This is a genomic window from Acidobacteriota bacterium (assembly GCA_016196035.1).
Taxonomy (GTDB): Bacteria; Acidobacteriota; Blastocatellia; order RBC074; family RBC074; genus JACPYM01.
The window spans coordinates 1-24,696 of record JACPYM010000023.1; the positions used below are offsets into that span (position 1 = coordinate 1).

General features: G+C 55.7%; 19 protein-coding genes. 17 read left to right on the forward strand and 2 right to left on the reverse strand.

Features of this window, described 5'->3' with window-relative positions:
* The 16 genes from HY011_07915 to HY011_07990 all read left to right on the forward strand — a co-directional run.
* Positions 1 to 244: transposase (locus HY011_07915; GenBank protein MBI3422851.1), on the forward strand; the 244-nt coding region annotated here is incomplete at its 5' end.
* Complete coding sequence (locus HY011_07920; protein MBI3422852.1) at positions 229 to 741, forward strand: transposase; 513 nt, start codon at positions 229 to 231, stop codon at positions 739 to 741. The genes HY011_07915 and HY011_07920, both read left to right, overlap by 16 nt.
* On the forward strand, positions 689 to 976 hold the full coding sequence (locus tag HY011_07925; protein MBI3422853.1) for a transposase: 288 nt from the start codon (positions 689 to 691) through the stop codon (positions 974 to 976). Before HY011_07920 ends, HY011_07925 begins: the two co-directional genes overlap by 53 nt.
* Positions 977 to 1,073: 97 nt before the next feature.
* Positions 1,074 to 2,504, forward strand: coding sequence for an ABC transporter substrate-binding protein (locus HY011_07930; protein ID MBI3422854.1), 1,431 nt, complete (start codon positions 1,074 to 1,076; stop codon positions 2,502 to 2,504).
* Between the two features lie 9 nt (positions 2,505 to 2,513).
* The gene (locus HY011_07935; GenBank protein MBI3422855.1) at positions 2,514 to 2,936 is read left to right on the forward strand and encodes a TIGR03618 family F420-dependent PPOX class oxidoreductase; all 423 of its coding nucleotides are present in this window, start codon (positions 2,514 to 2,516) and stop codon (positions 2,934 to 2,936) included.
* 95 nt (positions 2,937 to 3,031) lie between these two features.
* Positions 3,032 to 4,246, forward strand: a complete 1,215-nt coding sequence (locus tag HY011_07940) for an ROK family transcriptional regulator (protein ID MBI3422856.1) — start codon at positions 3,032 to 3,034, stop codon at positions 4,244 to 4,246.
* 494 nt (positions 4,247 to 4,740) lie between these two features.
* Positions 4,741 to 6,969 (forward strand): TonB-dependent receptor, encoded by a 2,229-nt coding sequence (locus HY011_07945; protein MBI3422857.1) that lies wholly within the window; start codon positions 4,741 to 4,743, stop codon positions 6,967 to 6,969.
* Complete coding sequence (locus HY011_07950; GenBank protein ID MBI3422858.1) at positions 6,966 to 8,603, forward strand: DUF5597 domain-containing protein; 1,638 nt, start codon at positions 6,966 to 6,968, stop codon at positions 8,601 to 8,603. Before HY011_07945 ends, HY011_07950 begins: the two co-directional genes overlap by 4 nt.
* A gap of 148 nt (positions 8,604 to 8,751) precedes the next feature.
* Positions 8,752 to 10,872 (forward strand): alpha-glucuronidase, encoded by a 2,121-nt coding sequence (locus HY011_07955; GenBank protein MBI3422859.1) that lies wholly within the window; start codon positions 8,752 to 8,754, stop codon positions 10,870 to 10,872.
* Positions 10,873 to 11,128: 256 nt separating this feature from the next.
* On the forward strand, positions 11,129 to 12,373 hold the full coding sequence (locus tag HY011_07960) for a mandelate racemase (protein MBI3422860.1): 1,245 nt from the start codon (positions 11,129 to 11,131) through the stop codon (positions 12,371 to 12,373).
* A 59-nt stretch (positions 12,374 to 12,432) separates the two neighbouring features.
* Positions 12,433 to 13,680, forward strand: coding sequence for an MFS transporter (locus tag HY011_07965; protein MBI3422861.1), 1,248 nt, complete (start codon positions 12,433 to 12,435; stop codon positions 13,678 to 13,680).
* Positions 13,681 to 13,701: 21 nt separating this feature from the next.
* A complete protein-coding gene (locus HY011_07970; GenBank protein MBI3422862.1) occupies positions 13,702 to 14,217 on the forward strand; it encodes a GNAT family N-acetyltransferase in 516 nt (171 codons plus the stop codon).
* Positions 14,218 to 14,270: 53 nt separating this feature from the next.
* Entirely contained in the window at positions 14,271 to 15,917 is a 1,647-nt protein-coding gene (locus HY011_07975; GenBank protein ID MBI3422863.1) for a glycoside hydrolase family 43 protein, read from the forward strand.
* 15 nt (positions 15,918 to 15,932) lie between these two features.
* Positions 15,933 to 18,146: a glycoside hydrolase family 3 C-terminal domain-containing protein gene (locus tag HY011_07980; GenBank protein MBI3422864.1), complete on the forward strand. Its 2,214-nt coding sequence runs from the start codon at positions 15,933 to 15,935 to the stop codon at positions 18,144 to 18,146.
* Between the two features lie 65 nt (positions 18,147 to 18,211).
* Entirely contained in the window at positions 18,212 to 19,105 is an 894-nt protein-coding gene (locus tag HY011_07985; GenBank protein MBI3422865.1) for a Nif3-like dinuclear metal center hexameric protein, read from the forward strand.
* Positions 19,106 to 19,324: 219 nt separating this feature from the next.
* Positions 19,325 to 20,560 carry an acetylxylan esterase gene (locus HY011_07990; GenBank protein ID MBI3422866.1) on the forward strand — a complete coding sequence of 412 codons (1,236 nt, stop codon included), beginning with the start codon at positions 19,325 to 19,327 and terminating at the stop codon, positions 20,558 to 20,560.
* A 135-nt stretch (positions 20,561 to 20,695) separates the two neighbouring features.
* On the opposite strand, the gene HY011_07995 is transcribed toward HY011_07990, so the two are convergent.
* Positions 20,696 to 21,169 (reverse strand): tRNA (cytidine(34)-2'-O)-methyltransferase, encoded by a 474-nt coding sequence (locus tag HY011_07995; protein ID MBI3422867.1) that lies wholly within the window; start codon positions 21,167 to 21,169, stop codon positions 20,696 to 20,698.
* A 62-nt stretch (positions 21,170 to 21,231) separates the two neighbouring features.
* On the reverse strand, positions 21,232 to 24,111 hold the full coding sequence (locus tag HY011_08000; protein MBI3422868.1) for an aconitate hydratase: 2,880 nt from the start codon (positions 24,109 to 24,111) through the stop codon (positions 21,232 to 21,234).
* A gap of 64 nt (positions 24,112 to 24,175) precedes the next feature.
* Here HY011_08000 and HY011_08005 point away from each other — a divergent pair, with 64 nt between their 5' ends.
* Positions 24,176 to 24,409 (forward strand): hypothetical protein, encoded by a 234-nt coding sequence (locus tag HY011_08005; protein ID MBI3422869.1) that lies wholly within the window; start codon positions 24,176 to 24,178, stop codon positions 24,407 to 24,409.
* Positions 24,410 to 24,696 lie beyond the last annotated feature (287 nt).

Below are 24,696 nucleotides of genomic sequence, written 5' to 3' on the forward strand. Positions count from 1 at the left end.
GCGGCGCAAGTATGAAGATGCCTACAAACAACAGGCCCTGGATTTGCTGCGGCTCGGCCAATCGGTGCCGACCGTCGCCCACGCCTTGGGGGTCGGGGAGGGCGTGCTCTACAAATGGAAGCAGGCGCAACGGCCGGCCGCGCTTGACCAGGAGTTGGAGCAACTGCGGCAGAAGCTCAAGCAGGTCGAGACCGAGCGGGACAGCTTAAAAAAAGCCTTGAGCATTTTTTGCCGTTCGACGTGAGCCAGGTCTACCAAGTGATCGCCACACAAGCCGCGGCTTTTGCGGTCGCCGATCTTTGGCAAAGCTTGGGGGTGAGCCGCCGCGGTTACTATGCTTGGCGGCAGCGCACGCCCGTGGTTGATCCGCTGACACCGCCGGTGCGCCAGGTGTTTCAGCGCCACGCGCGGCGTTATGGCGTGCGGCGCGTGACGGCGGAGTTGCAAGCGCAGGGCCACGCGATTGGGCGGCGGCGCGTGCGCCGGATGCTGCGGGCTGAGCAATTGCACGCGCTTCAACCCAAAAGCTTTGTGCCACGCACGACGGACTCACGCCACGGCGGGCGGCTGAGTCCGCCTCTGCTGGCGGGGCTAACGGACTCACGCCACGGCCAGGCGTTCGTAAGCGACCTCACGTACTGGCCGCTGCAAAATGGGGGCTGGGCCTTCCTGGCGACCGCGGGTCCTCTTGGCCGCCTGCGGCTGCCAACAGAGTCTGAGCCGCGCGGGCGAGACCTATGACAATGCGGTTGCCGAAAGCCTTTTCTCACGCTACAAAGCGGAGTTGCTGGAAGGCGGGGCCTTCCGCGACTTGGAGGAAGCACAACTGGAAACCTGCGCTTACATTGAAGGTTACTACAACCCCATCCGCCGTCACTCGGCGCTGGGTTATCTGAGCCCGGACGAATTCGCACGGGCTTATTTTCAAAGAGCGCAAACTGAACCGCGCCCTAACCAAAAAAGGATCGAGCGCTAAGAGAATTTGGTGTCCACGAAAACGTGACCACCTCAAACAATTACTTCTCGGAAGCAGCCTCGCCTGTAAAAAAAGCGTAGGCGAGAGTGAAATAACGGTGTTAATTGAAAAACGTGTTCCTAGTTTTGATCCACGCGCCAGTTCTGACTCTGCGGCGGAGCGCTTTCGGCAGCTGGTTTTTAATGGCCTCACCCGTAAGGGAGGCAACTTTGAGCCAATACCTGATTTAGCCGAGAGTTTCGAGTGCTCTCCTGATAATAAGGTTTTTACTTTTAAGTTACGCGACAAAATCAAATTTCATGACGGACGTTCCTTTTCTTCATTGGATGTCAAATACACCTTTGAAACTATGTTAAAAGATAAAAGTTTAATCAAAGGAGCTTCATTTGATCAAGATTTGTCGGCCATAGAGGTAGTTGACCCATTAACGATTCGCTTTCATTGTCGAAATCCATTTCCAAGCCTTCCAAACGATTTAATTGCAGTCGGTATTATTCCTGAAGGAACGTCTGGGCAGCAAGCTAAGCTGCCAGTAGGTACTGGCCCATTCAAATTTGATAGCTATATTGAAGAGCAAGAGATTGTCTTAAAAGCCAACGATCAATACTTTGAAGGCCGCCCAGCATTTGATCGGCTACGTATCAAAATTGTCCCTGATAACAGTACCCGCGAAGGGGAATTGCGAAAAGGCTCAGCAGATCTTGCCATAAACGCGGATCTCGACCCCGTTACTATTGAGTCACTGCAAAAAGCTTCGGGGCTAAAAGTGATCATAATAGATGGCACTAACTTAGCTCACCTAGGAATTAATCTGCTTGACCCTATTTTGAAGGACCAGCGCGTGCGCCAGGCTATTGCCTACGCGATTGACCGAGAAACTATCATTCGTGAAGTTTTTCGTGGGCAAGCAAAGCCCGCCGCAAGCTTGTTGCCAGTTACGCAATGGGCTTATGAGCAAAGCACACATGCCTATACACATGACGTGGCCCGAGCAACCCAGTTACTTGACGAAGCTGGTTATATATCTGTCAATGGTCAGCCTAGGCTTAAATTGACGCTCAAAACCTCAACTCTGTCCATTGCGCGTAAGGTTGGTGAAATTTTACAAGCACAACTTAAACAAGCTGGCATTAGCCTCGACTTGCAATCGCTAGAGCGACAGAAGCTGACCCAAGATATGACCGACGGCAATTTTCAGCTTTACTACAACATTATGGTAGGCGGTAATCAAAGTACTGACATGTTCCGCTTTGTGTATCATTCGCGTTCGATTCCGCCAAATGGTCAAAATCGGTCGCGTTATAAGAATCCGCAAGTTGACAAATTGATTGATGAAGCACAGACAGCAACGCGTGAGCGTCGCCAACAAATCTTTTCACAAATTCAAAAAACACTGGCGGACGAATTACCCCAAATTTACCTTTGGTATCAATCTGGCGTTATTGTGGAGAGCGAGCGTCTGTCCGAAATTAAACCTGACCCTTCTGGAGACTGGCGTATTGTAAGTCAGTTGAAAATATTGAAATGAGGCAAAACAATGGGGAAAAAGCTTAGCGGTAAATGGGCGGTTTACGTGGGGCTTGAGAAGCTCGGGCGCTTGGCGACTATTGCAGCGGATGGGATGCCACATAATACACCAGTTTACTACGCTCTTCTTGATGGTGAGATTTTCATTGGCACTCAACGCGGGCGTAAGAAGTTTCGCAACTTGCAACAGAACCCCAATGTTTGCCTTACCATTGATTCAACAGAGCAGCCCTATAGGGGAATCATGATTCAAGGCCAAGCTGAAATCATTACTGACGAGTTGCAGCATACCAGATTTCGGGAAGCCATCATTCATCGTTACTATGGCTCGTCCGACAACCCTGCCTGGCAATATGTGCAAAGCCTCGGTGCCTCGGTGGTATTCAAAATCAATGCCGGGAAGATTTACACCTGGGATTTTTCTCCAAACTAGATTCTTGCAGAAATTAGTATCAAAAGCTTGACGCCGACAGTTGCGAACCATATAGTTCGACCCTCAAACAAAGAATTTATGTTCGACAGTGGATGATGCGAAAGATTGATCTGACTAATTTTCAGATAGCCCGAAGTGAAACTGCGCGCCACATTAACCGTCGTGTTATGCTTAACCTAATCAGGCAGCATCAACCCGTCTCACGGGCTGATTTGGCGCGTCATTCGGGATTGCAGCGCAGTACGGTCTCCATCATTACTGAGCAATTAATCAAAGAACGGTGGGTTACTGAAGGTGCTATTGGCCACGCTTTACGGGGACGCAAACCGCGGTTCTTACATCTAAATAAAGAACGCGTTGGAATCTTCGGGGTCAATATTCGACCCGCCACGACAACGTTCGGCTTGGCTAACTTGGATGCGCATTTTCTTATGCAAGAGTCTATGCCAACGCTGGCAGACTCTCAGCAATTCATTAATGAATTGGGTAAGCGCATACGTCATGTGCTTCAGTCACATCCCGAAATTTCATACGAAGGCATAGGCGTGAGTTTACCTGGTCGAGTGAACTTGGCCACCCAGCAATTGGTCTTTGCTCCCAACTTAGGCTGGGGAACGGTTGATTTGAAAAAAGAGTTGGAATCGGCGACAGGCCTTCCGGTTGAATTGGAAAATGCTGCTAACGCGTGTGCCTTGGCTGAAATTTGGTTCGGTCATCATTCAGACCAAGTACAAGATCTAATTGCCGTCACAGTTTCTGAGGGAATTGGAGCTGGTATCATGGTTAATGGGCAGCTATTACTTGGTTCAAATGGCGCGGCTGGCGAATTTGGGCATGTTACCCTTATCGAAGATGGCTTAACCTGTCGCTGTGGCAATCGCGGCTGCTGGGAAATGTATGCGTCCAACTCTGCTGCCATACGTTATTACATGCAAGCCAATTCCCGTCCGCGCAATGGTAAAGCACACCTTGCTGATGTTGAAACAGTACCAACATTTGAAGACATTTTACGATTAGCTGAGCATGGCGCCCCTAAGGCGATCCAGGCGCTGGAAACAATGGCGAGGCATATCGGTATGGGACTCGCCATCTTAGTGACGGGATTAGCTCCAGATGCAATTGTTGTCGTCGGAGAGATAACACGCGCCTGGCAGCAAGTTGGCCCAATTATCGAAACGGAAATCAAACGGCGTTGTTTTACACACGCCAAGTTGCGTCTTCACCCAACCGATCCTGCCAGTCAGCCACGACTGAGAGGAACAATTGCCTTGGTTTTACAGAAGCATTTTGGGGCACCGTCTGTAGCTTGATTGATGATCCCTCAAAGCTTCTTTGACAAAAAGCCGTTAACCCACGGCATTTACTCGCTCTACCATTTCTAAGTGGGTTGAGTTTAGCCCGGTCTTTACCAAGACCGGGAAAGGGTATGCTTTGACACCGGGGTCGCCGCGAAACTTCTATCAGAAGACATTGATTGTGGTAACGCAGCGGCTCCGGTTTTGTTACAGCAACACTTACCCGATCTTGAAGGGCCAAGCTAAGGTCAACCAAACTGATTTCACCAGAGCGATGGATGTTGGCTATTTTGTTGCAGAGGCAAACTAATCAATTAACCTGCTGCTGCAAAAGCGCCTAAACAACAATTCAATTGCTGGTAGAAACACATTCCATACGAAGGGATGAAAAGAAGGCTGGCAGTACCGCTGACCGGCAAGCCAAAAAACGTCAAGATGAATAATCTGGGATGAATAATCAGGTTGGAGGCAACTGATTCATCGCCATTCCACCGTTCTGGAAGGAGAAAATGATGAAGATGCAATGGCAAAAGATGTTGTTTTTGATGGTTGCTTTGTCTTGCCTGGCCAAGGCGCAGGTTCTTTATGGCTCGCTCACAGGCAACATCACAGACCCGGCCGGAGCGGTCGTGGCAGGCGCCAAAATTGATGTATTGAATATCAGTACCGGTGTCTCACAAAGCGCAAGTACTGATGAGCGAGGCAGTTTTCAGTTCAATAACCTGCAAGCTGGTGTTTATAAGCTGACCGTAACAGCGCCGTCTTTTAAGACGATGGTGCAGGACAATCTTAAGATTGACGCGAATACCTCCCGACGGCTTGATACACAGTTAGAGGTCGGAGATGTGAGCAGTGCCGTTCAGATCAGCTCTGATGCACCTGTGCTACAAACTGAGCGCGCCGACATCAATGTTGTTCAAACGACGCGGCAGATCAATGACCTGCCCTTAACGGGCAGCGTCGGACGCAATTACCAAAGTCTGATGGGGCTGGTGCCAGGGGCGATTAATCAGGGGGAGCAAAACTCCGCAGCCGGTAGCCCGCAGCGTTCCATCTCATTTAATGTAAACGGTGTATCACGCCTGCAAAACAATACTCGTATTGATGGCTCTAGTGTCATCTATCCTTGGCTACCAACTAATACTGCTTATGTCCCGCCTGCCGAAGGCATTCAAGAAGTCAGCATTGTCACGAATTCTTTCGATGCCGAGCAAGGGCTTGCCGGCGGTGCGGCGGTCAACGTCACGATCAAGACCGGAACCAATGGCGTGCACGGCGCGGGCTGGGGGTACGACACCAATAGTGCGACGGCAGCGCGCAACTATTTTCAGACGACACCGCAAGTGCCCAAGAGTATCGTCGCACAATACGGCTATGCCGTGGGCGGGCCGATCATCAAGAACAAGTTGTTCTTTTTCACTGATCTAGAACGTAGCACTCAGCGGAATTTTGCGCGGGTTCTCTCTTACAGCCTGGCGCCAGCCAGCCTGCGCCCTGGTGCGTCGGGCGCGGTGGATTTCAGCAGTACCGGCGTGACGGTTTACGATCCGGCCTCCAATGCCGACCCCTCGAAGCGGACGCCGTTCGCTAACAACATCGTCCCAGCCAATCGCGTTGATCCGGCGGCGCTCGAATTCATCAAGCGGTTACCGCAACCCACCGGGTCGGGGTTTGTCAACAACTACACCCCGACCGGCGTGGCCGAATTCAACCGCACCAACATTGACAGCAAGGTCAATTACAACGCGGGCGGAAAGCTGACGGCGTTTGGGCGCTACAGCATCTCGCCGACCCTCATTATTGACCCGCCGATTCTGGGCGATGCGGGTGGCGACGCGCTCAACGGCGGTCAATTAGGCACCGCTCCCGGACGCGTACAAATTGCTGGCGCGGGCGGGACCTACACGTTCAGCCCGGCTTTGATTCTGGACGCGAACGTCGGCTACACGCGCCAGCGGCTGGGGGCAGAGGCTTTCGACATTAATTCAAACTTTGGTTTGGATGTATTGAAAATCCCCGGCACGAACGGCCCGGATCGGTTGCAGGGCGGCGCGCCGTTTTTCAACGTCAGTGGTTGGGCCAATATGGGCAATTCCAACACGGGCAATCCGTTCCTGTTCCGCGACAATCAATACGTGGGCACCGCGAACCTGTCGTGGTTTCGTGGCGCACACTCATTGCGCTTCGGCCTGGATTACCAGAATCAACAGATCAATCACTTCCAACCGCAGGGCGGCACGTTTCAGACGGTACGCGGCACGTTCCAATTCAACGGCAACGCTACCCGCTTGCAAAACGGTCCTACGCCGACAGACACACGCTATAACTCGTGGGCGGATTTCCTGCTCGGGTTGCCCAGCGGCGCGGGCAAGGTGGATCAACTGCGCAATCCGAATGCGCTGCGCATACTTTCGTATGCCTTGTATGCGCGCGATCACTGGCAGGTGAATCGCAAGCTGACCGTAACCTATGGCCTGCGTTGGGAGCGCTATCCGTTCCCCGACAAAGACAACACAGGCATCAATCGGTTTGACCCGGCGGACGGGAATGTATACACGGGCGGATTGAGTAACGTGCCGCGTAACACCGGCGCGAGTTCCGGGCCAGGCCACTTCCTGCCGCGCTTTGGCATTGCCTGGCGCGTGAATGACAAGTTGGTCGCGCGCGCAGGGTATGGGATGTCTACCGATCCGCGCCCATTCATTGATTTCCGCAACCCCACTTTTCAAGAATCATGACCAACACACTCTGGCGCAAGCCGCAGGTGATTGTTTTTGCCGCTGTTTGCCTGGCCCTCGCAACTTGTTTCAGCCTTGTCTGCCGCGCGCAATCATCTGCGCTGCCACACCTGCGCCAGCAAGGCACGGCAACGCAACTGATCGTGGATGACAAACCCTTTCTCGTGCGCGGCGGCGAATTGGGCAACTCGTCCTCGTCCAGCCTCGAATACATGCGCCCCATCTGGCCGAAACTCGCCGCCATGAAGCTCAACACCGTTCTCGTGCCGGTGTATTGGGAATTGCTCGAGCCGCTGGAGGGGCAATTCGATTTCACGCTAGTGGATGGCTTGCTGCAAGACGCGCGCAAGCACGGGCTGCGGCTGGTGCCGTTGTGGTTCGGCGCGTGGAAAAACAGCATGTCGTGTTACGCGCCGGCGTGGGTGAAAACCAATCAGCAGCGTTTCCCACGCGCCGAAGACAAAGCCGGCAGCGGCATGGAAATCCTTTCGCCGTTCAGTCAGGCAAACCTTGCTGCCGATGCGCGCGCCTTCGCCGCTTTCATGCGCCACCTGCGCGAAGTGGACAGCCGCGATTACACTGTCATCCTGGTGCAGGTCGAAAACGAGATCGGCATGATTCCCGACGCGCGTGACCGCAGCGCGCTTGCCAACAAGCTATTCAGCCAAGCCGTGCCGCTTGAATTGCTGGGCTACCTCGAACAACACCGCGAATCGCTGAGGCCCGAATTGCGCACCGCGTGGGGCAACTCGCAATTCAAAACGCGCGGCACTTGGGAAGAAGTGTTTGGCGCGGGCGCAGCGACTGACGAGCTTTTCATGGCTTGGCATTTTGCGCGTTACACCAATCGCGTGGCCGAACTCGGCAAGGCTGAATATCCCTTGCCAATGTATGTCAATGCCGCGCTGATTCGTCCGAATTACCAACCCGGGCAATATCCGAGCGCTGGGCCGCTGCCGCATCTGCTGGACGTTTGGCGTGCCGCCGCGCCGCAAATTGATTTCCTGTCGCCTGACATTTACTTCCCGAACTTCATGGAATGGGCGCGGAAATACGACCAGTCCGGCAACCCGCTTTTCATTCCAGAAGTAGGCCCCAGTCCACAGAACGCTGTCCAGGCGCTTTATGCCGTGGCGCAACACGATGCGCTGGGCTTCAGTCCCTTCAGCATCGAAAACCTCGCCGATCCAGCGCGCGGCCTGCTCGCGGGCGGTTACGATCTATTGGCGCAACTCACGCCGTTGCTTCTTGCGCATCAAGGAAAGAAGGAGATGGCCGGACTGTTGACGGAAAGCGCCGAGCAGCGCGTGCCGCAGCAAATACGCTTGGGTGGCTACACGCTGAACGTTACATACGAGCGGGCCTCTGCTGAGGCTATTTCCGGCGGGCTGGCAATCGCCCTAGCGCCCGACGAGTTTCTCTTTGCGGGAACAAGTCTGGTGGTTACGTTCGAGGCTCACACGCCTGGCGCGCCGCTGGTGGGTATTCTGTCCGCGCAGGAAGGCAAATATATCAGCGGTCAGTGGCAACCGGGGCGCTGGCTGAACGGCGATCAGACCCATCAAGGGCGGCATTTGCGGTTGCCGCCGGGCCGCTTCGACATTCAACGCATTAAGCTGTACCGCTACCGTTGAACAGGGCTTTTGCAAAGTCGCAGCGCGAGCGCTCGCGCTGCGACTTTGCAAAAGCCCTTTACCGTTGCTTCCCTCGTGAGTTTGCGGGGAACCAAAGCCCTTGGAAGGGAGAGTGAGAATGAGTCGAGAACAAGCTCGCCAACCGCGTATGTTGGCCACGAGTTTTACGATTGCCCTGTTGCTGCTCGCGGCAACGGCTGCGCGGGCTGAAGATGGCTATCGCCTGTGGTTGCGTTATGAACCGTTGCCCGCGCTGGCGCGCCCGCGCCTCACGGCCATCGTCGTGCCAGGCAATTCGGCCACGGCGCAAGCCACGCGCGCAGAACTGTTGGCCGGTTGCGGCGGATTGCTGGGCCAACCCGTGGCTGCAGCTGAACGCATCGAACGCGATGGCACGGTGCTCGCCGGGACGCCGCAAGCTTCCCTGCTGATTGCCGGTTTGAAATTGCCGCTGTCCCAACTCGGCACAGAGGGCTTTCTGCTGCGCACGGTGAAACTCAACGGTTACGTGGTAACCGTGATCGCGTCCAACAGCGAAATCGGCGTGCTTTACGGCGCCTTTCATTTCCTGCGGCTGCTGCAAACACAACAGCCCCTCGGCAAGTTGAAGGTGAGCCAGCAACCACGGCTGCAAATTCGTATGCTCAATCATTGGGACAATCTCAATGGCAGCATCGAACGCGGCTATGCGGGGCGCTCGTTGTGGGATTGGAACGCCTTGCCGGAAAAAATTGACCCGCGTTTGCATGATTATGCGCGGGCGAATGCTTCGCTTGGCATCAACGGCGCGGCGCTCAATAACGTCAACGCCAGTGCGCAAAGTTTAAGCACCGCGTATTTGCTCAAAGCCGCTGCGATTGCGAATGTTTTTCGCCCTTATGGCGTGCGCGTCTTTCTCTCGGCGCGCTTCTCTGCCCCCATCGAACTAGGCGGCCTAAAGACCGCCGATCCGTTTGATCCGGCGGTCGCGGCCTGGTGGAAGCAGAAGGCCACTGAGATTTACCAACTCATCCCGGATTTCGGGGGCTTCGTCGTCAAGGCCAACAGCGAGGGCCAGCCGGGGCCGCGCACTTACAATCGCAATCACGTGGACGGCGCGAATATGCTGGCCGCCGCCGTTGCGCCGCATCACGGGGTTGTCATCTGGCGCGCGTTTGTTTACGACGCCAAACCCGATTACGACCGCGCGGCGGCGGCCTATGACAACCTGCAACCTTTCGATGGGAAGTTCGCGCCGAACGTGTTGTTGCAGGTCAAAAACGGCCCGATTGATTTTCAGCCGCGCGAGCCGTTCCATCCGCTGTTTGGCGCGCTGCCGAAAACACAGGTGATGCCCGAATTTCAAATCACGCAAGAGTATCTAGGCCAGGCCAACAACTTTGTCTTTCTTGCCCCGCTGTGGCGCGAAGTTTTGGACGCTGACACTTATGCCAAGGGCCAAGGCTCGACGGTCGCCAAAGTCGTGGATGGCAGCTTATACAATCAAAAACTCACCGGCATTGCGGGCGTGGCAAACACCGGTTCCGACCGCAACTGGACGGGGCAGGACCTGACGCAGGCGAACTGGTACGCCTTCGGACGACTCGCCTGGAACCCCGGTCTTAGTTCCAAACAGATCGCTGACGAATGGATACGGATGACGCTGACGAACGATGCCAAAGCCGTCGCCACGCTCACGCGGATGTTCACGGAATCGCATGAAGCGGTAGTGGATTACATGACGCCGCTGGGGCTGCATCACATAATGTGGGGCGGGCATCACTACGGCCCCGCACCCTGGTGGAGCAAAGAGCCACGCCCGGATTGGAATCCGGTTTATTACCATCGTGCCGATGAAAAGGGGTTGGGGTTTGACCGCACGCCGGCCGGCAGTAATTCGGTCGCGCAATATCACGCGCCGGTGCGCGCTCAATTCGCCGAGCTGAAAACGTGCCCTGAAAAGTACCTGGTCTGGTTCCATCACGTGCCGTGGGACTACCGCATGAAATCAGGCCGTATCCTTTGGGATGAACTGGCGTTGCATTATCAACGCGGCGTGGCTTGGGTGCGGGCGGCGCGGCAGGATTGGGAGGCACTAGCCCACGTGATTGACGCGGAGCGTCACGCGGCAGTAACGAAGAAGCTGGCGCTTCAGGAACGCGACGCGGTCTATTGGCGCGATGCCTGTCTTTTATATTTTCAGACGTTTTCAAAACGCCCCTTGCCACCGGGTGTTGAGCAACCGCAAAAGACGCTCGATGAATACAAAGCAACAAGTCTGACTTGGTGAGGCTGCTGTAGCTGCAAATAATCTCAACAGGACTTACGCAAAGATTTGCCACAGAGGCACAGAGACACAGAGCTTTTTTACAGTGTTGGTGGAGTTCTCTGTTTTCCTCTGTGTCTCTGTGCCTCTGTGGCAATCTCGCTCGCGTTTTGCGTAAGTCCTACTCAAGATGCTTTTCTTTATTACCAGACTTCGATAATAAACTTCCCTGTCAGTAGCCCGCGCGTCTGACACGTCCCACCAGAGTCCTTTATCACAAATGAAAATCACCGACATCAAAGCGACCACTGTCACTGTCCCGCTCGAAGCCCCGCTGCGCCACGGCAATGGCTGTCACTGGGGCCGCTTCGTGCGCACGATTGTCGAGGTCGAAACCGATGAAGGCATCGTTGGCCTGGGCGAAATGGGCGGCGGCGGCGAATCGGCGGAAGCCGCCTTGCGCGCGTTGAAAGCTTATCTGGTCGGCCATGACCCGGCGCGGCTGGAAGAGATGCGCTTCCTGATCGCTAATCCGACGGCGTCGCTTTACAACAACCGCACGCAAATGCTGGCCGCACTCGAATTCGCCTGTCTCGACATCCTCGGTCAAAAGTGGGGCGTGCCGGTTTCTGAAATCCTCGGCGGACGGTTGCAGGAGCGCGTGCCCTTTGCCTCGTACTTGTTCTTTCGCTATCCAAATCCGCAAGACGGCAGCGGCGAAACGCGCACGGTCGAGCAACTCGTCGCGCACGCACGGGATTTGAAGGCGCGCCACGGCTTCACGTCGCACAAACTCAAAGGCGGCGTCTTTCACCCTGATTACGAATTGGAGTGTTACCGCGCGGTCGCTGAGAGTTTGCGGGGCGACCGTTTCCGTTACGATTGCAACGGTGTGATGTCCACGGAACAGGCGATTCGTTTTGGGCAAGCCATCGAAGACCTCAACAACGATTATCTGGAAGACCCCGTGTATGGGCTGCACGGTATGCGCCGCGTGCGCGAGAAAGTGCGCATGCCACTCTCGACCAATACCGTTGTCGTCAACTTTGAACAACTCGCCGCCAACATTCTCAACACTGCCGTAGATGTGATCCTGCTCGACACGACCTTCTGGGGCGGCATTCGACCTTGCGTTAAAGCGGCGGGCATTTGCGAGACGTTCCAATTGGGCGTGGCCGTGCATTCGTCAGGCGAACTCGGCATTCAATTGGCGACGATGCTGCATCTGGGCGCGGTGCTTCCGAATTTGTCCTTCGCAGCGGATGCGCATTATCACCATCTGGTGGACGACATCATCGTGGGCGGCAAGCTGAAATACGAAGGCGGTGCGATTGCAGTCCCGACCGCGCCGGGCCTGGGCGTCCAACTCAACCGCGAAAAGCTGGCCGAATACAGCGAACTGTACCAACGGCTGGGCGGCTATCCTTACGATCAAGACCCACTGCGGCCCGGCTGGGCACCGACGATTCCGAATCATCGCTGGGCTGATCCCAATGATGCGCGCAGGCCCGCAATACCTTTCTAAACGCGCTGGCGGCAGCAAAAGCTGGCAAGCAATCTCGTAACTAAAGGAACTCGTCCGGAATGCCCAAAATCAAAGGTCTCAGATGGTGGATGATTGGGCTGATTATGCTTGGCTCGATTATCAACTACCTCACTCGCAGTTCGCTGTCGGTGGCGGCGCCCACGCTGAAAACGCAGCTTGGCATTGACGAGCAACATTACTCGTGGATTGTCAGCACGTTTCAGGGCGCGATCATGTTGCAACCGTTATGCGGTTATGCGCTGGACGTGATCGGCTTGAAATACGGCTACGCGCTATTTGCCGTCGCCTGGTCAATCATCAGCATGTCGCACGGGCTGGCGAGCAATTGGCAAATGCTGGCGGGTTTGCGCGGGTTGCTGGGCTTGGCGGAAGGCTCGGCAAATCCGGCGGGCATGAAAGCCACGTCGGAATGGTTTCCGGCGCAGGAACGCGGTTTGGCGGGCGGTGTTTACAACATCGGCGCTTCGTTCGGTTCGATGCTGGCGCCGCCGCTCGTGGGCTGGGCGATTTTGGCGTACAACTGGCAAATGGCGTTTGTGATTACAGGCGCGCTGGGTTTCGTTTGGGTCGTGGCGTGGTTGTGGCTTTACGAGTCGCCAGAAAAACACAAAGCGCTTTCCGCTGAAGAGGCCGAATATATTTCTTCAGGACAGGAAAAGCATTTGCGGCACGATGGCACGCGGCCTTCGATCTTGGCAGTGCTCCGGCAGAGAAATTTCTGGGGTATCGCTTTGCCACGGTTTTTGGCTGACCCGACATGGGGCACGCTGACTTTTTGGATGCCGCTGTATCTGTCGCAAACGCGCGGCTGGGATTTGAAACAGATTGCGCTGTTCGCCTGGTTGCCCTTCCTGGCAGCGGACATCGGGTGCCTCTTTGGCGGGTCGTTCTCGCTGTGGTTGCAAAAACACTGGCAGATTAGCCTTATCAATGCGCGGCGGGCGGCCTTTACGCTGGGGGCTGTCACGATGTTGGGTGTCGGGTTTGTGGGCGTGGTGAAAAGCCCTTACGCCGCCATCGCACTGCTAAGTCTGGCGGGTTTCGCGCATCAAACGTTATCTGTCACTGTCATCACGATGTCGTCGGATTTATTCAAGAAAAACGAAGTCGCCACCGTCGCGGGAATGGCGGGAACCTTTGGTAATGCCGGTTTACTGATCTTTTCGCTGTTGATCGGCGCATTGGTCGTGAAGATCGGCTATACACCATTTTTTATATGCCTTGGCTTGTTGGACATCGTTGGCGCAACGATTTTGTGGACGGTGGTCAGAGAGCCGCACACTTGAAACCGCGCACTTGAAACAAGGATGCCTATGCCGGTACAGCTAGTCGTAGCCACCGCTGAACAGGAGCCCGTGGTTGCCAACTTGATGGAATTGTATGCGCACGATTTTAGCGAAATTGCCGATCTGCATCTGAACGCCAACGGACGCTTTGGCTATCCGCCGTTGCCGTTGTATTGGCAGGAGAGCAACCGTTACCCTTTTCTGATAACGGTTGACGGTCAACTCGCCGGGTTTGTGCTGGTGAAGCAGGGTTCAGAAGTTTCCGGCGACAAAGCGGTTTGGGATGTGGCCGAATTCTTTATTGCGCGGGGACACCGCCGGCACGGTGTTGGAATGAACGCCGCGCACGAAGTATGGCGGAAATTTCCGGGGCGATGGGAAGTCAGAGTTACACCACGCAATCAGGCGGGACGAGCGTTTTGGCAACGCGCGATAGCGGCCTTTATGGGCGTTACGGTTCAGTCTGCCGCGCGCCAGATCAAAGGTAAGAACTGGCACGTCTTTTCTTTCGATACAGCCTTGGCCAAGTCGCATTGAATGTGGTTCTTCAACGCGCCGAAATGCGCCGGCTGCATAAATCATTTCACGGTATGTCTGAAATCAGTCCTAAAATTCAAAACCCAATCCTGCGCGGCTTTAACCCTGATCCATCCATGGTGCGCGTAGGCGATGATTACTACATTGCCACTTCGACGTTTGAGTGGTTTCCCGGTGTGCAGATTCATCACTCGCGCGATCTGGCGCACTGGCGTTTGTTGACGCGCCCGCTAAACCGTCCAAGCCAGTTGAACATGCTTGGCGATCCTGACTCGTGCGGGGTTTGGGCACCCTGCCTGACGTATGACAAAGGGCTGTATTATCTGATTTATACGGATGTGAAGCGTTACGGGCGCACGTCGCAACCGGGCAGCGTGGGCGCGGGCTTGCGCGACATGCACAACTATCTGGTCACGAGTCCAACGATTGACGGCGCATGGTCAGACCCGATTTTTCTGAACAGCAGCGGCTTTGATCCATCGCTCTTTCACGATGATGACGGGCATAAATATCTGGTGAACATGCTCTGGGATCAGCGCCCGGGGCAGAATCGTTTTGGCGGCATCGCGTTGCAGGAATACTCGACTGCCGAAGGCAAACTCATTGGCCCGCGCCACAACATTTTTAAGGGCACGGCGCTTGGCTTCACCGAAGCGCCGCATTTGTACAAGCGTAACGGCTATTACTACCTGATAACAGCCGAAGGCGGCACCGGCTGGGGGCATGCCGTAACGATGGCGCGTTCGCGTGAGTTGTTAGGGCCGTATGAACTGCATCCTGACAAGTATGTTCTGACTTCGCGCCATCGCCCGGATGCCAAATTGCAACGTGCTGGACATGCCGATCTAGTTGAAACACAGAGCGGCGACACCTATCTGGTTTATCTGTGCGGACGCCCGCTGCCCAATCGTGGACGCTGCACGCTGGGGCGCGAGACGGCGATTCAACGGATGGTTTGGGGCACGGACGATTGGCTTTACACCGAACAGCGCGATGCGTTGCCAGCGGGTGAAACCGTTGCGCCTGATTTGCTGGCGCAGCCGTTTCCGCCAACTTCGACGCACGAAGATTTCGATAGTCTGAAGCTGCCGATTGATTTTCAATGGCTGCGCTCGCCGTGGCCGGACGAGTTGTTTAGCTTGACCGAGCGGCCTGGTTATTTGCGCCTGTTCGGACGCGAAACGCCGGGCAGTATGTTTCGCCAAGCTTTAGTCGCCCGACGGCAACAAGCGCATTGTTACAGCGCTGCTACCGTCGTCGAATTCGAGCCGCAGTATTATCAGCAGCAGGCCGGGTTGATTTGTTATTACAACGGCTCGAAGTTTCACTATCTCTACATTTCAACAGATGAAAGCATCGGTAAACACCTACGTGTGATGACCTGTCACCCCGAATTGTCAGATATGTTCACGGCTCCAGTCCCAATCGCCACGAAGGCTCCGGTGCAGTTGCGTGTGGAAGTAGATTACGAGCGGTTGCGCTTTGCCTATCGCGTTGGCAACACAGGCTGGCAATGGTTACCGGAGCAATTCGACGCCAGCATTTTGTCCGATGAAGCTGGCCCGCCCGGGCCGCCGAATTTTACGGGCGCATTTGTTGGGATGTGCTGTCAGGATTTGGCAGGCACGGCGCACCCGGCTGACTTTGATTACTTTGAATATCGTGAGCGGGAGTTTTGCACTGTCGTGGGTGGAGAGTAAGCAGAAGGAATGAAGATGAAAAATACAGCCCAACCCAATTTCACTCGTAAGTTCATGTTTTCTTTCATTGCCGTTACCCTGTTGTTGGCGGTTGGAGGCGCTTTGCGCAACAGCAGCGCGCAAGCACCTGATTATCGCAATGCCACTCTGCCCATTGAACGCCGTGTCGGCGATTTGCTCAGTCGCATGACTATCGAAGAGAAAGCCGCACAGATGCAGACGCTTTGGGTCAGGAAGCCGCAGCAGCGTCGTCCCAATGGCAACTTCGGTGATCGCGGCGACTTCTCGCCGGAAGAGGCCGCTATCGTGCTGAAAAACGGTATCGGCGAGATTGCCCGCCAACGTGAGCGCACCGATGCGCGACGCGGCGCTGAATACGCCAATGCCGTACAGAAGTGGCTGAAGGAAAACACACGTCTCGGCATCCCGGTGATGCTACACGATGAAATCTTGCATGGATTGATGGCGGTGGGCGGCACGAACTTCCCTACTCCAATCTCGCTGGCTTCCAGTTGGGATACGGAACTTATCACGAAAGTCTTCACTGCTGCCGCGCTCGAAACGCGCCTGCGCGGCAGTCAGCACGTGCTAGGACCAAACCTCGATCTGGCGCGTGATCCGCGCTGGGGCCGCACGGAAGAAACCTACGGTGAAGACCCCTATCTCGTTGCGCGCATGGGCGTCGCGGCGATCAAAGCGATTCAAGGGACTTCATTAGGAATTGGCGCGCCGATCATTGATGGCGAGCACGTCATGGCCACAGCCAAGCATTTCGCCGCGCACGGCCAGCCCGAAGGCGGCACGAACACCGCGCCCGGTAATTTCTCCGAACGTATCTTGCGCGAAGTCTTCTTGCCTTCGTTTGAGGCTGCCGTGAAAGAAGCGGGGGTGTTGAGCGTGATGCCCTCTTACAACGAGATTGATGGCGTGCCGTCGCATAAGAACACTTGGTTGATTGAAAAGCTGCTGCGTCAGGAATGGGGCTTTCGCGGTTTGGTCGCGGCGGATTACAACGGCATCTCAGAACTCGTCTCGCGTCACAGAGTCGCGGTAGATCGGGCCGATGCGGCACAGCAAGCCTTGCGTGCTGGCGTAGACATTGAATTGCCCGATCCGTCTTGTTACCCGCTGCTGCCGCAACTTATCAGCGAAGGCAAAGTTTCCCTCGCGGATATTGATAAATCTGTCGCTCGCGTGTTGCGCGCTAAATTCCAGCTTGGTTTATTCGAAAACCCTTTCGTGGAGGTCGAGCGCGCCATCAAACTGACCAACAGCCCGGCGCATCAGCAACTCGCGGCCGAGGCCGCGCGCCGTTCCATCGTACTGTTGAAAAACGTAGGTAATCTGTTGCCGCTGGATGTTGGTAAGCTACAGTCTTTTGCCGTTATCGGACCCAACGCAGCGGGGGTGCATTTAGGTGGTTACAGCGACGATCCGCAACACGGCGTCAGCGTATTGCAAGGCGTGCGTGACAAGGTCGGCAGCAAGCTCAAGATCAATTACGCCGAAGGCTGCAAGATCACCGAAGAGGATGGCAAGTGGTGGGACGATAAATCAAACCTTGCCGATCCAGTGGAAGACGCCAAGTTGATTGCCGAAGCCGTCGCCACGGCCAAAGCCTCTGATGTGGCCTTGCTGGTCGTAGGTGGCAACGAAGACACCAGCAAAGAAGCCTGGGCCGACAATCACATCGGCGACCGCGATACGCTGGATTTGGTGGGCCGCCAAAACGATCTGGTCAAAGCCATTGTCGAAACCGGTAAGCCGGTCGTCGTGCTGCTCATCAACAGCGCGCCGCTTTCGATCAACTACATTGCCGAAAATGTCCCGGCCATCTTGGAAGGCTTCTATCTAGGACAGGAAACGGGCGTGGCCGTCGCTGACGTCCTGTTCGGGGATACCAATCCGGCGGGCAAGCTGGCGGTCAGCATTCCGCGCTCGGTCGGGCAGTTGCCGATTTACTACAACCACAAACCGACGGCGCGCCGCGGCTATCTGTACACCAGCAAGGAGCCGCTGTTTCCGTTTGGTTTTGGGCTGAGTTACACGACGTTTGAATACTCCGATTTGAAAGTCGCGCCCACGCAGATCGGGCCGCATGGACAAGCCGAAGTCAGCGTGACGGTCAAAAACACCGGTAACCGCGCGGGCGATGAGATCGTCCAGCTTTATATCCGCGATGTAGTCAGTTCCGTCCACGAAGTCACACGAAGAGAACACGAAGAATAAGTGAAATCGCTTAACGGCCTCTTCGTGTTCTCTTCGTGTGACTTCGTGGGAAACGATTTCCATTTATGAACATCCACGATACATCACGCCGCAACTTCCTGCTTGCTTCAATAGGACTGGCAGCTTCAAAACTGGTGCGGGCACAAGCTGCACCGCTCACCGCCGGGCAAGTGCTTGAGCGCATCAAAGCCAACGTCGGCATCCCCTGGCGCGCGCAAACCGTAGACAACCTCATTGCCGGCGTGCCTGACACGCCCGTTAAAGGCATCGCGACGACAATGATGGCGACGCTCGACGTGGTGCAACGCGCCGCTGCCGCCGGCAGGAACATGATCATCACGCACGAGTCCACCTTCTTCTCACATCAGGATCGCACCGATAACATCCAGCAAGACCCGACGTATCAGTTCAAGCTCGACTTTCTCAACAAGAACAAAATGGCCGTGCTCCACTTCCACGATCATTGGCACGGACACAAGCCGGACGGCATCGCCGTAGGGATGATGCGCGAAGTCGGCTGGGAGAAATTCGCCGACCCGCAAAATCCGAAGAGCTTTACCTTCCCCGGCATCCCGCTCGCACGGCTAGCGAAAGAACTGGAAACCAAGTTGAAGATTCGCACGATGCGCGTCATCGGCGACCCGCAATTGCCGATCAAACACGCGCTGGCGAGTTGGGGCAATTGCAGCTTGATGCCGGGCATTCCCTTTCTCTCCCAACCCGGCGTGGACGTGCTGATTCTGGGTGAAACGCACGAATGGGAGTTGGTCGAGTACGTGCAAGACCAGATTGTTTCCGGCCAAAAGAAAGCCTTGATCGTGTTGGGCCACGTCGTATCAGAGCAAGCCGGGATGAAGTATTGCGCCGAATGGCTGAAAGGCTTCATCAACGAAGTGCCGATTGAATTCATCGCGGCGGCAGAACCGTTCTGGCGTCCTGACAAACCAGTCTCACGTTAATTGTGGTACGGAACAACTGGCAGTTCTGCACAACCAACCGTTAGTCAATAGAGGAACTCAACTATGAAACCATCACTCGCACTCAAGCTCGGTTTTGCGGCTGTCCTAATTTTAGGAGGCGGAGCCGTTTTCGCTCAACAACCCCAGCGGCAAATGACACCGGAGCAACAGGCCGCGCTGCAAGCCCAACAAGCCGCCACCAAAGCTGATCACCAGCGCATGTTGGAACTGCTCAACATCAAAGCGCTGCGGCCCGGCGCGAATGGCAGCAATAAGGACGCGCCGAATTTCGCCAACTATGACGAGTCAAAGGTAATTGCGTATCCGCCTTTGCCCGATCCGCTGGTGTTGAAGAACGGCAAGAAGGTGACTTCGGCCAAACAGTGGTGGGGGCAACGCCGCGCCGAGATCGTCGAGGATTTCGACCGCGAGATGTATGGCCGCGCGCCCAAGGTCACGCCGAAAGTGAATTGGGAAGTCGTCAGCACGATGAATGAAACGAAATACGACATGCCGGTCGTCACCAAACAACTCGTCGGCCACGTAGACAATTCGTCGTATCCGCAAGTCACCGTGGACATCAAGTTGACGCTGACGACGCCCGCCAATGCCAAGGCCGCCGTGCCCGTCGTGATGGAATTGAGTTTTCAATTTCCGCCGCGTCCGGCGAATGCGCCGCCACTTCCAGTACAGCCGGGCACACCGTGGCAGCAGCAAGTGTTGGAGAAAGGCTGGGGCTGCGCGACGCTTGTTCCGACCAGCATTCAGGCCGACAACGGCGCGGGGCTGACGGCGGGCATCATCGGCTTGGTCAACAAAGGGCAAGCGCGCAAGCCGGATGACTGGGGTGCGTTGCGCGCTTGGGCCTGGGGTGTGAGCCGCGCCATTGATTATTTTGAGACTGACAAAGCGGTGAATGCCAAGCAGGTCGCCCTCGAAGGCCATTCGCGTTATGGCAAGGCGACGCTGGTGGCGATGGCTTACGAGCCGCGCTTGGCGGTTGCGTTTGTCAGTTCGTCGGGCGCGGGCGGAGCCAAGATTCACCGGCGTAATAACTACGGCGAGATGGTCGAGAACGTGGCCGCGCCCAGCGAATACCACTGGATGGCGGGCAACTATTTGAAATACGCCGGGCCGCTGACGGCGAATGATTTGCCGGTGGATGCGCACGAATTGGTCGCGCTGTGCGCGCCGCGTCCGGTGTTCATCAGCGCCGGTTCGGTGGCGAATGGCGATGGTTGGGTGGATGCGAAAGGAATGTTTTTAGCGGGCGCGGGCGCGGGGCCGGTGTACAAGCTGCTCGGCAAAAAAGACATGGGCACGAGCGAGTTCCCTGCGATGGAAACGGGATTGATGGACGGCGATGTCGCATTTCGCCAACACAGCGCCGGACATACGCCAGGGCCGAACTGGCCGACCTTTCTGACGTTTGCCAGCCGTTACTTCAAGAAGTAGTCACAGCTATAGCTTTCAAGAAAAAGAAATTCTCCCACGAAGCTACACGAAGAAAACACGAAGCAGGATTGCTGGGTATTTCTTTCTTCGTGGAATCTTCGTGTGGCTTCGTGGGGAAAATCATTATCTTGAAATCTACAACTGGCGTAAGGCTTCGTAGAGCACGATGCCCGCCGAGGTCGCCAAGTTCAGCGAGCGAATGTTTGGGTTGGGCATGGGAATGCGCAGGCAGCGTTCCCGGTTCGCCCGCAACAACTCTTCGGGCAAGCCGCGCGTCTCGCGTCCGAAGACGAGGCAATCGTGCGGCTGATATTGCCAGTCGGTGTAAACGCGCTCGGCTTTGGTGGAGAAATAAAGAAAGCGGCTGTCTGGAAGGCTTTCTTGCAATGCTTCGAGCGAGCGATGGTGAATGATCTCGACGTGTTCCCAATAATCCAGCCCGGCGCGCCGCACATATTTGTCATCGGTGCGAAAGCCGAGTCTGCCGACCAGGTGCAGCGTCGTGTAGGTCGCTCCACACAGGCGGGCGATGTTGCCGGTATTGGGTGGAATTTCAGGTTCGATCAGTGCGATGTGCAGGCGGGAATGTAACTCTGGCGGATAAAGCATCTGATGCAAAAGGCAGAGAGCGGATGGAACACAGCAGTTCCATCTGCTCTTTTTTTGATTGTCTAGTTCTGGGTGATTAACTGGCGCAACACATAAGGCAGGATGCCGCCGTGCTGGTAATAGTCAACTTCGATAGGCGTATCAATACGCAAGATCAATAGGACTTCCTGCTGGCTGCCGTCCTGCCGATGGATGGTCAGCGTGACTTCCAGGCGCGGCTTGAGGCCGGCCTCCAGCCCTGTGATGTCAAACGCTTCGGAGCCATCCAGACCCAATGATTGCGCGTTCGTGCCTTCTTTGAATTGCAAAGGCAAGACACCCATGCCGACCAGGTTGCTGCGGTGTATGCGTTCGAAGCTTTGCGCGACAACTGCTTTGACGCCGAGCAAGGCAGTGCCCTTCGCCGCCCAATCGCGCGAACTGCCCGTGCCATATTCCTGTCCGGCAAAGATCACCAAGGGCGTGCCCGACTCTTTGTACTGCATCGCGGCATCGTAAATCGCCATCAGTTCGCCGCTGGGTTGCAACTTGGTGACGCCGCCTTCGGTGCCTGGCGCCATCAGGTTTTTGATACGGACGTTGGCAAAGGTGCCGCGCGTCATCACCCGGTCATTGCCGCGCCGCGAGCCGTAGCTATTGAAGTCAGCGGGCGCAACGCCGTGCGCTTGCAGATATAAACCCGCCGGTGAAGAAGCTTTGATCGAACCGGCAGGGCTGATGTGATCTGTGGTTACAGAGTCGCCAAAGATGCCCAACGCGCGCGCTTGCAGAATGTTGGCGGCGCTGCCTGCCTCCATCGAGAAGTTTTCAAAGAATGGCGGCGGCTGGATGTAAGTTGAAGATTCATCCCATTCGTAGACATTGCCGACGCTCGCCGGAATGTCGTTCCAGAGCGGGTTCTCAGCGGTGAAATCCGAGTAAAGCCGTTCATAAGTGGCGGCATTCGTCGCGGCGTCCAAAACAGCGGCGATCTCTTGCGAAGATGGCCAGATGTCCTTGAGGAAAACTTCCTGATCTCCCCGGCCAATGCCGAGCGGCTCTTGCGTCATATCAATGTTGACGCGCCCGGCCAGCGCAAAGGCGACAACCAGTGGCGGACTCATCAGGAAATTCGCCTTGATGTTCTGGTGCACCCGCGCCTCGAAGTTGCGATTGCCCGAAAGCACACTGGCGGCGATCAAGTCATTTTGGGTTACAACTTCTTCAATCTTCGGATCGAGCGGGCCGGAGTTGCCGATGCAGGTCGTGCAGCCGTACCCGACAACTTGGAAGCCGAGTTGATCGAGGTATTCTTGCAGCCCTGTTTCATGCAAATACTCCGTGACAACGCGTGAACCGGGGCCGAGCGAAGTCTTGACTTGCGGCTTTACCCGCAGTCCCTTTTCGACAGCTTTCTTGGCCAGCAATCCGGCGGCAAGCATGACGCTGGGATTTGAAGTGTTAGTGCAGGAAGTAATGGCCGCGATCAATACGTCGCCGTGACCAAGTGTCGCCGAAGCGGCAGGAAACGCCTGCGGCGGAACATCCTCCACGCGGTCAGGCGTGGGGCGGTTGTTCATCATTTCGACTTCAGATTGCGTGCTGGTATTTTTTGGACTGAGGTCATTGCCCTTTGCGTGGGGTGCTGTCGCGGGTTCCTGTTCCCCACCTCCGGTCAAGGGTTCAGCAACGCGCCCACGCACACCGATGATCGCTTCGTAACGCTGGTCGAGATCGGCGGCAGATTTGGCGTAGCCGTTTTCTGAGACAGGGCGTTGGAACAGGTCGAGAAACTTTTCTTTGAGCTTAGCCAACTCGATGCGGTCTTGCGGGCGTTTGGGGCCAGCCACGTTCGGCGTGATGGAAGAAAGATCGAGTTCGAGCACTTGGCTGTATTCGATTTGGCCTTGCTTGGGAATGCCAAATAGCCCTTGCGCCTTGAAGTAATTGCGGAAGGCCTCCACCTGCGCCTGCGTGCGTCCGGTGGCTGTGAGGTAGTTGCAAGTCTCTTCATCCACACCAAAGAAACCCATCGTGGCGCCGTATTCAGGAGCCATATTCGCGATGGTTGCGCGATCCGTCAGCGAAAGCGAGGCCGCACCTTCCCCGAAGTATTCAACGAATTTGCCGACGACTTTGGCTTTGCGCAGCAGTTCGGTGCAATGCAAAACGAGATCGGTAGCAGTTACACCTTCTTTCAGTGTACCCGTCATGTGGACACCAACAACATCAGGGGTCAGGAAATAAACTGGCTGCCCTAACATTCCAGCCTCGGCTTCGATACCGCCGACACCCCAGCCAACTACGCCCAGGCCGTTGATCATCGTTGTGTGGGAATCTGTTCCGACTAAGGTATCGGGATAATAAACGCCATCTTTCTCGAGCACGCCTTTGGCGAGGTATTCGAGATTCACTTGATGAACGATGCCGATGCCGGGCGGAACGACTTTGAAGGTATCGAAGGCTTGCATGCCCCATTTTAGGAATTCATAGCGCTGGCGGTTGCGCATGAATTCAATCTCCATGTTTTTCTGCAAGGCGTCGGCGGTTCCCGCGATGTCTACTTGGACAGAGTGGTCTACCACCAAGTCAACGGGCACGAGCGGCTCGATCATTTTCGGGTTCTTCCCCAACGTCGCGACGGTCGAACGCATAGCCGCGAGGTCAACCAGCAAGGGGACGCCGGTGAAATCCTGCAAGACAATTCTGGCGACGACAAAAGGGATTTCGGCGGTGCGCTCAGCCTGCGATCTCCAATTGGCAAGCGCTCGCACATCTTCTTCGCGGACTTTTTTGCCGTCAAAGTTGCGGAGGACTGATTCGAGCACAATACGAATGCTAATGGGCAATTTCGAGATGGGGCCAATGCCTGCCTGTTCGAGTTGCGGGAGTGAGTAATAATGGCCTTGTGAGCCGTTACCCAGCTCAAAGCTTTGTAAAGTGTCAAAGAGATTGTGTGGCATAGATGGGGTTCACCTGATGAATTGTTGATTTGATGGCGGTAAGCCGGGAGTTTACGTGTCGTTCATGGGGAACGTCAAGGTGGTTGGGCGGGTGGGTGTGCGTCAAAGTTTTGCGCAGGCGGAAACGAACGTTTCAGCGCGCGTAGCGCAACCTGCCGAGTTGCGCGGTGTCGCACGTGAAGCCTGGGCCGTAGCTATGACACCGCGCAACTCGGCAGGTTGCGCTACGCGCGCCGCCGCCGCCCGGCTGGCCTTTGTACCAAACTTTGACGCACAGCCGGGGCGGGCCGGACAGTGAAGGTTGTTGTGTGTGAATGATTCCTGGGCTGCTTTCGGTTTTCATCGAGCTTCAATTTTGCGTGAACAATGATGCTAGATTTGTTATCAGCCGCAAGTCTATTCCGCAAGAGGAGCCGGGTTGTTGCACTGAATGTGAGCAACATTATGTTCAGCGTTTTGGGCCGTTGCGCTAGACGAATGGATTCAAAATCCGTACACTCCGTTTGCTTGTTCGACGACCCGGCTAAGTCTTGTGCGAACAACACGCCCGATAACGTGCATTGCCTTTCACTGGAATTTCGCGGC

Excerpts from the sequence above, each read along its gene's own strand:
- HY011_07950 (MBI3422858.1), top strand. The coding sequence starts at position 6,966 with ATGACCAACACACTCTGGCGCAAGCCGCAGGTGATTGTTTTTGCCGCT.
- HY011_07995 (MBI3422867.1), bottom strand. The coding sequence starts at position 21,169 with ATGCTTTATCCGCCAGAGTTACATTCCCGCCTGCACATCGCACTGATC.
- HY011_08000 (MBI3422868.1), bottom strand. The coding sequence starts at position 24,111 with ATGCCACACAATCTCTTTGACACTTTACAAAGCTTTGAGCTGGGTAAC.
- HY011_07955 (MBI3422859.1), top strand. The coding sequence starts at position 8,752 with ATGTTGGCCACGAGTTTTACGATTGCCCTGTTGCTGCTCGCGGCAACG.
- HY011_07970 (MBI3422862.1), top strand. The coding sequence starts at position 13,702 with ATGCCTATGCCGGTACAGCTAGTCGTAGCCACCGCTGAACAGGAGCCC.
- HY011_08005 (MBI3422869.1), top strand. The coding sequence starts at position 24,176 with ATGGGGAACGTCAAGGTGGTTGGGCGGGTGGGTGTGCGTCAAAGTTTT.
- HY011_07965 (MBI3422861.1), top strand. The coding sequence starts at position 12,433 with ATGCCCAAAATCAAAGGTCTCAGATGGTGGATGATTGGGCTGATTATG.
- HY011_07990 (MBI3422866.1), top strand. The coding sequence starts at position 19,325 with ATGTTGGAACTGCTCAACATCAAAGCGCTGCGGCCCGGCGCGAATGGC.
- HY011_07945 (MBI3422857.1), top strand. The coding sequence starts at position 4,741 with ATGATGAAGATGCAATGGCAAAAGATGTTGTTTTTGATGGTTGCTTTG.
- HY011_07985 (MBI3422865.1), top strand. The coding sequence starts at position 18,212 with ATGAACATCCACGATACATCACGCCGCAACTTCCTGCTTGCTTCAATA.
- HY011_07975 (MBI3422863.1), top strand. The coding sequence starts at position 14,271 with ATGTCTGAAATCAGTCCTAAAATTCAAAACCCAATCCTGCGCGGCTTT.
- HY011_07935 (MBI3422855.1), top strand. The coding sequence starts at position 2,514 with ATGGGGAAAAAGCTTAGCGGTAAATGGGCGGTTTACGTGGGGCTTGAG.
- HY011_07940 (MBI3422856.1), top strand. The coding sequence starts at position 3,032 with ATGCGAAAGATTGATCTGACTAATTTTCAGATAGCCCGAAGTGAAACT.
- HY011_07980 (MBI3422864.1), top strand. The coding sequence starts at position 15,933 with ATGAAAAATACAGCCCAACCCAATTTCACTCGTAAGTTCATGTTTTCT.
- HY011_07960 (MBI3422860.1), top strand. The coding sequence starts at position 11,129 with ATGAAAATCACCGACATCAAAGCGACCACTGTCACTGTCCCGCTCGAA.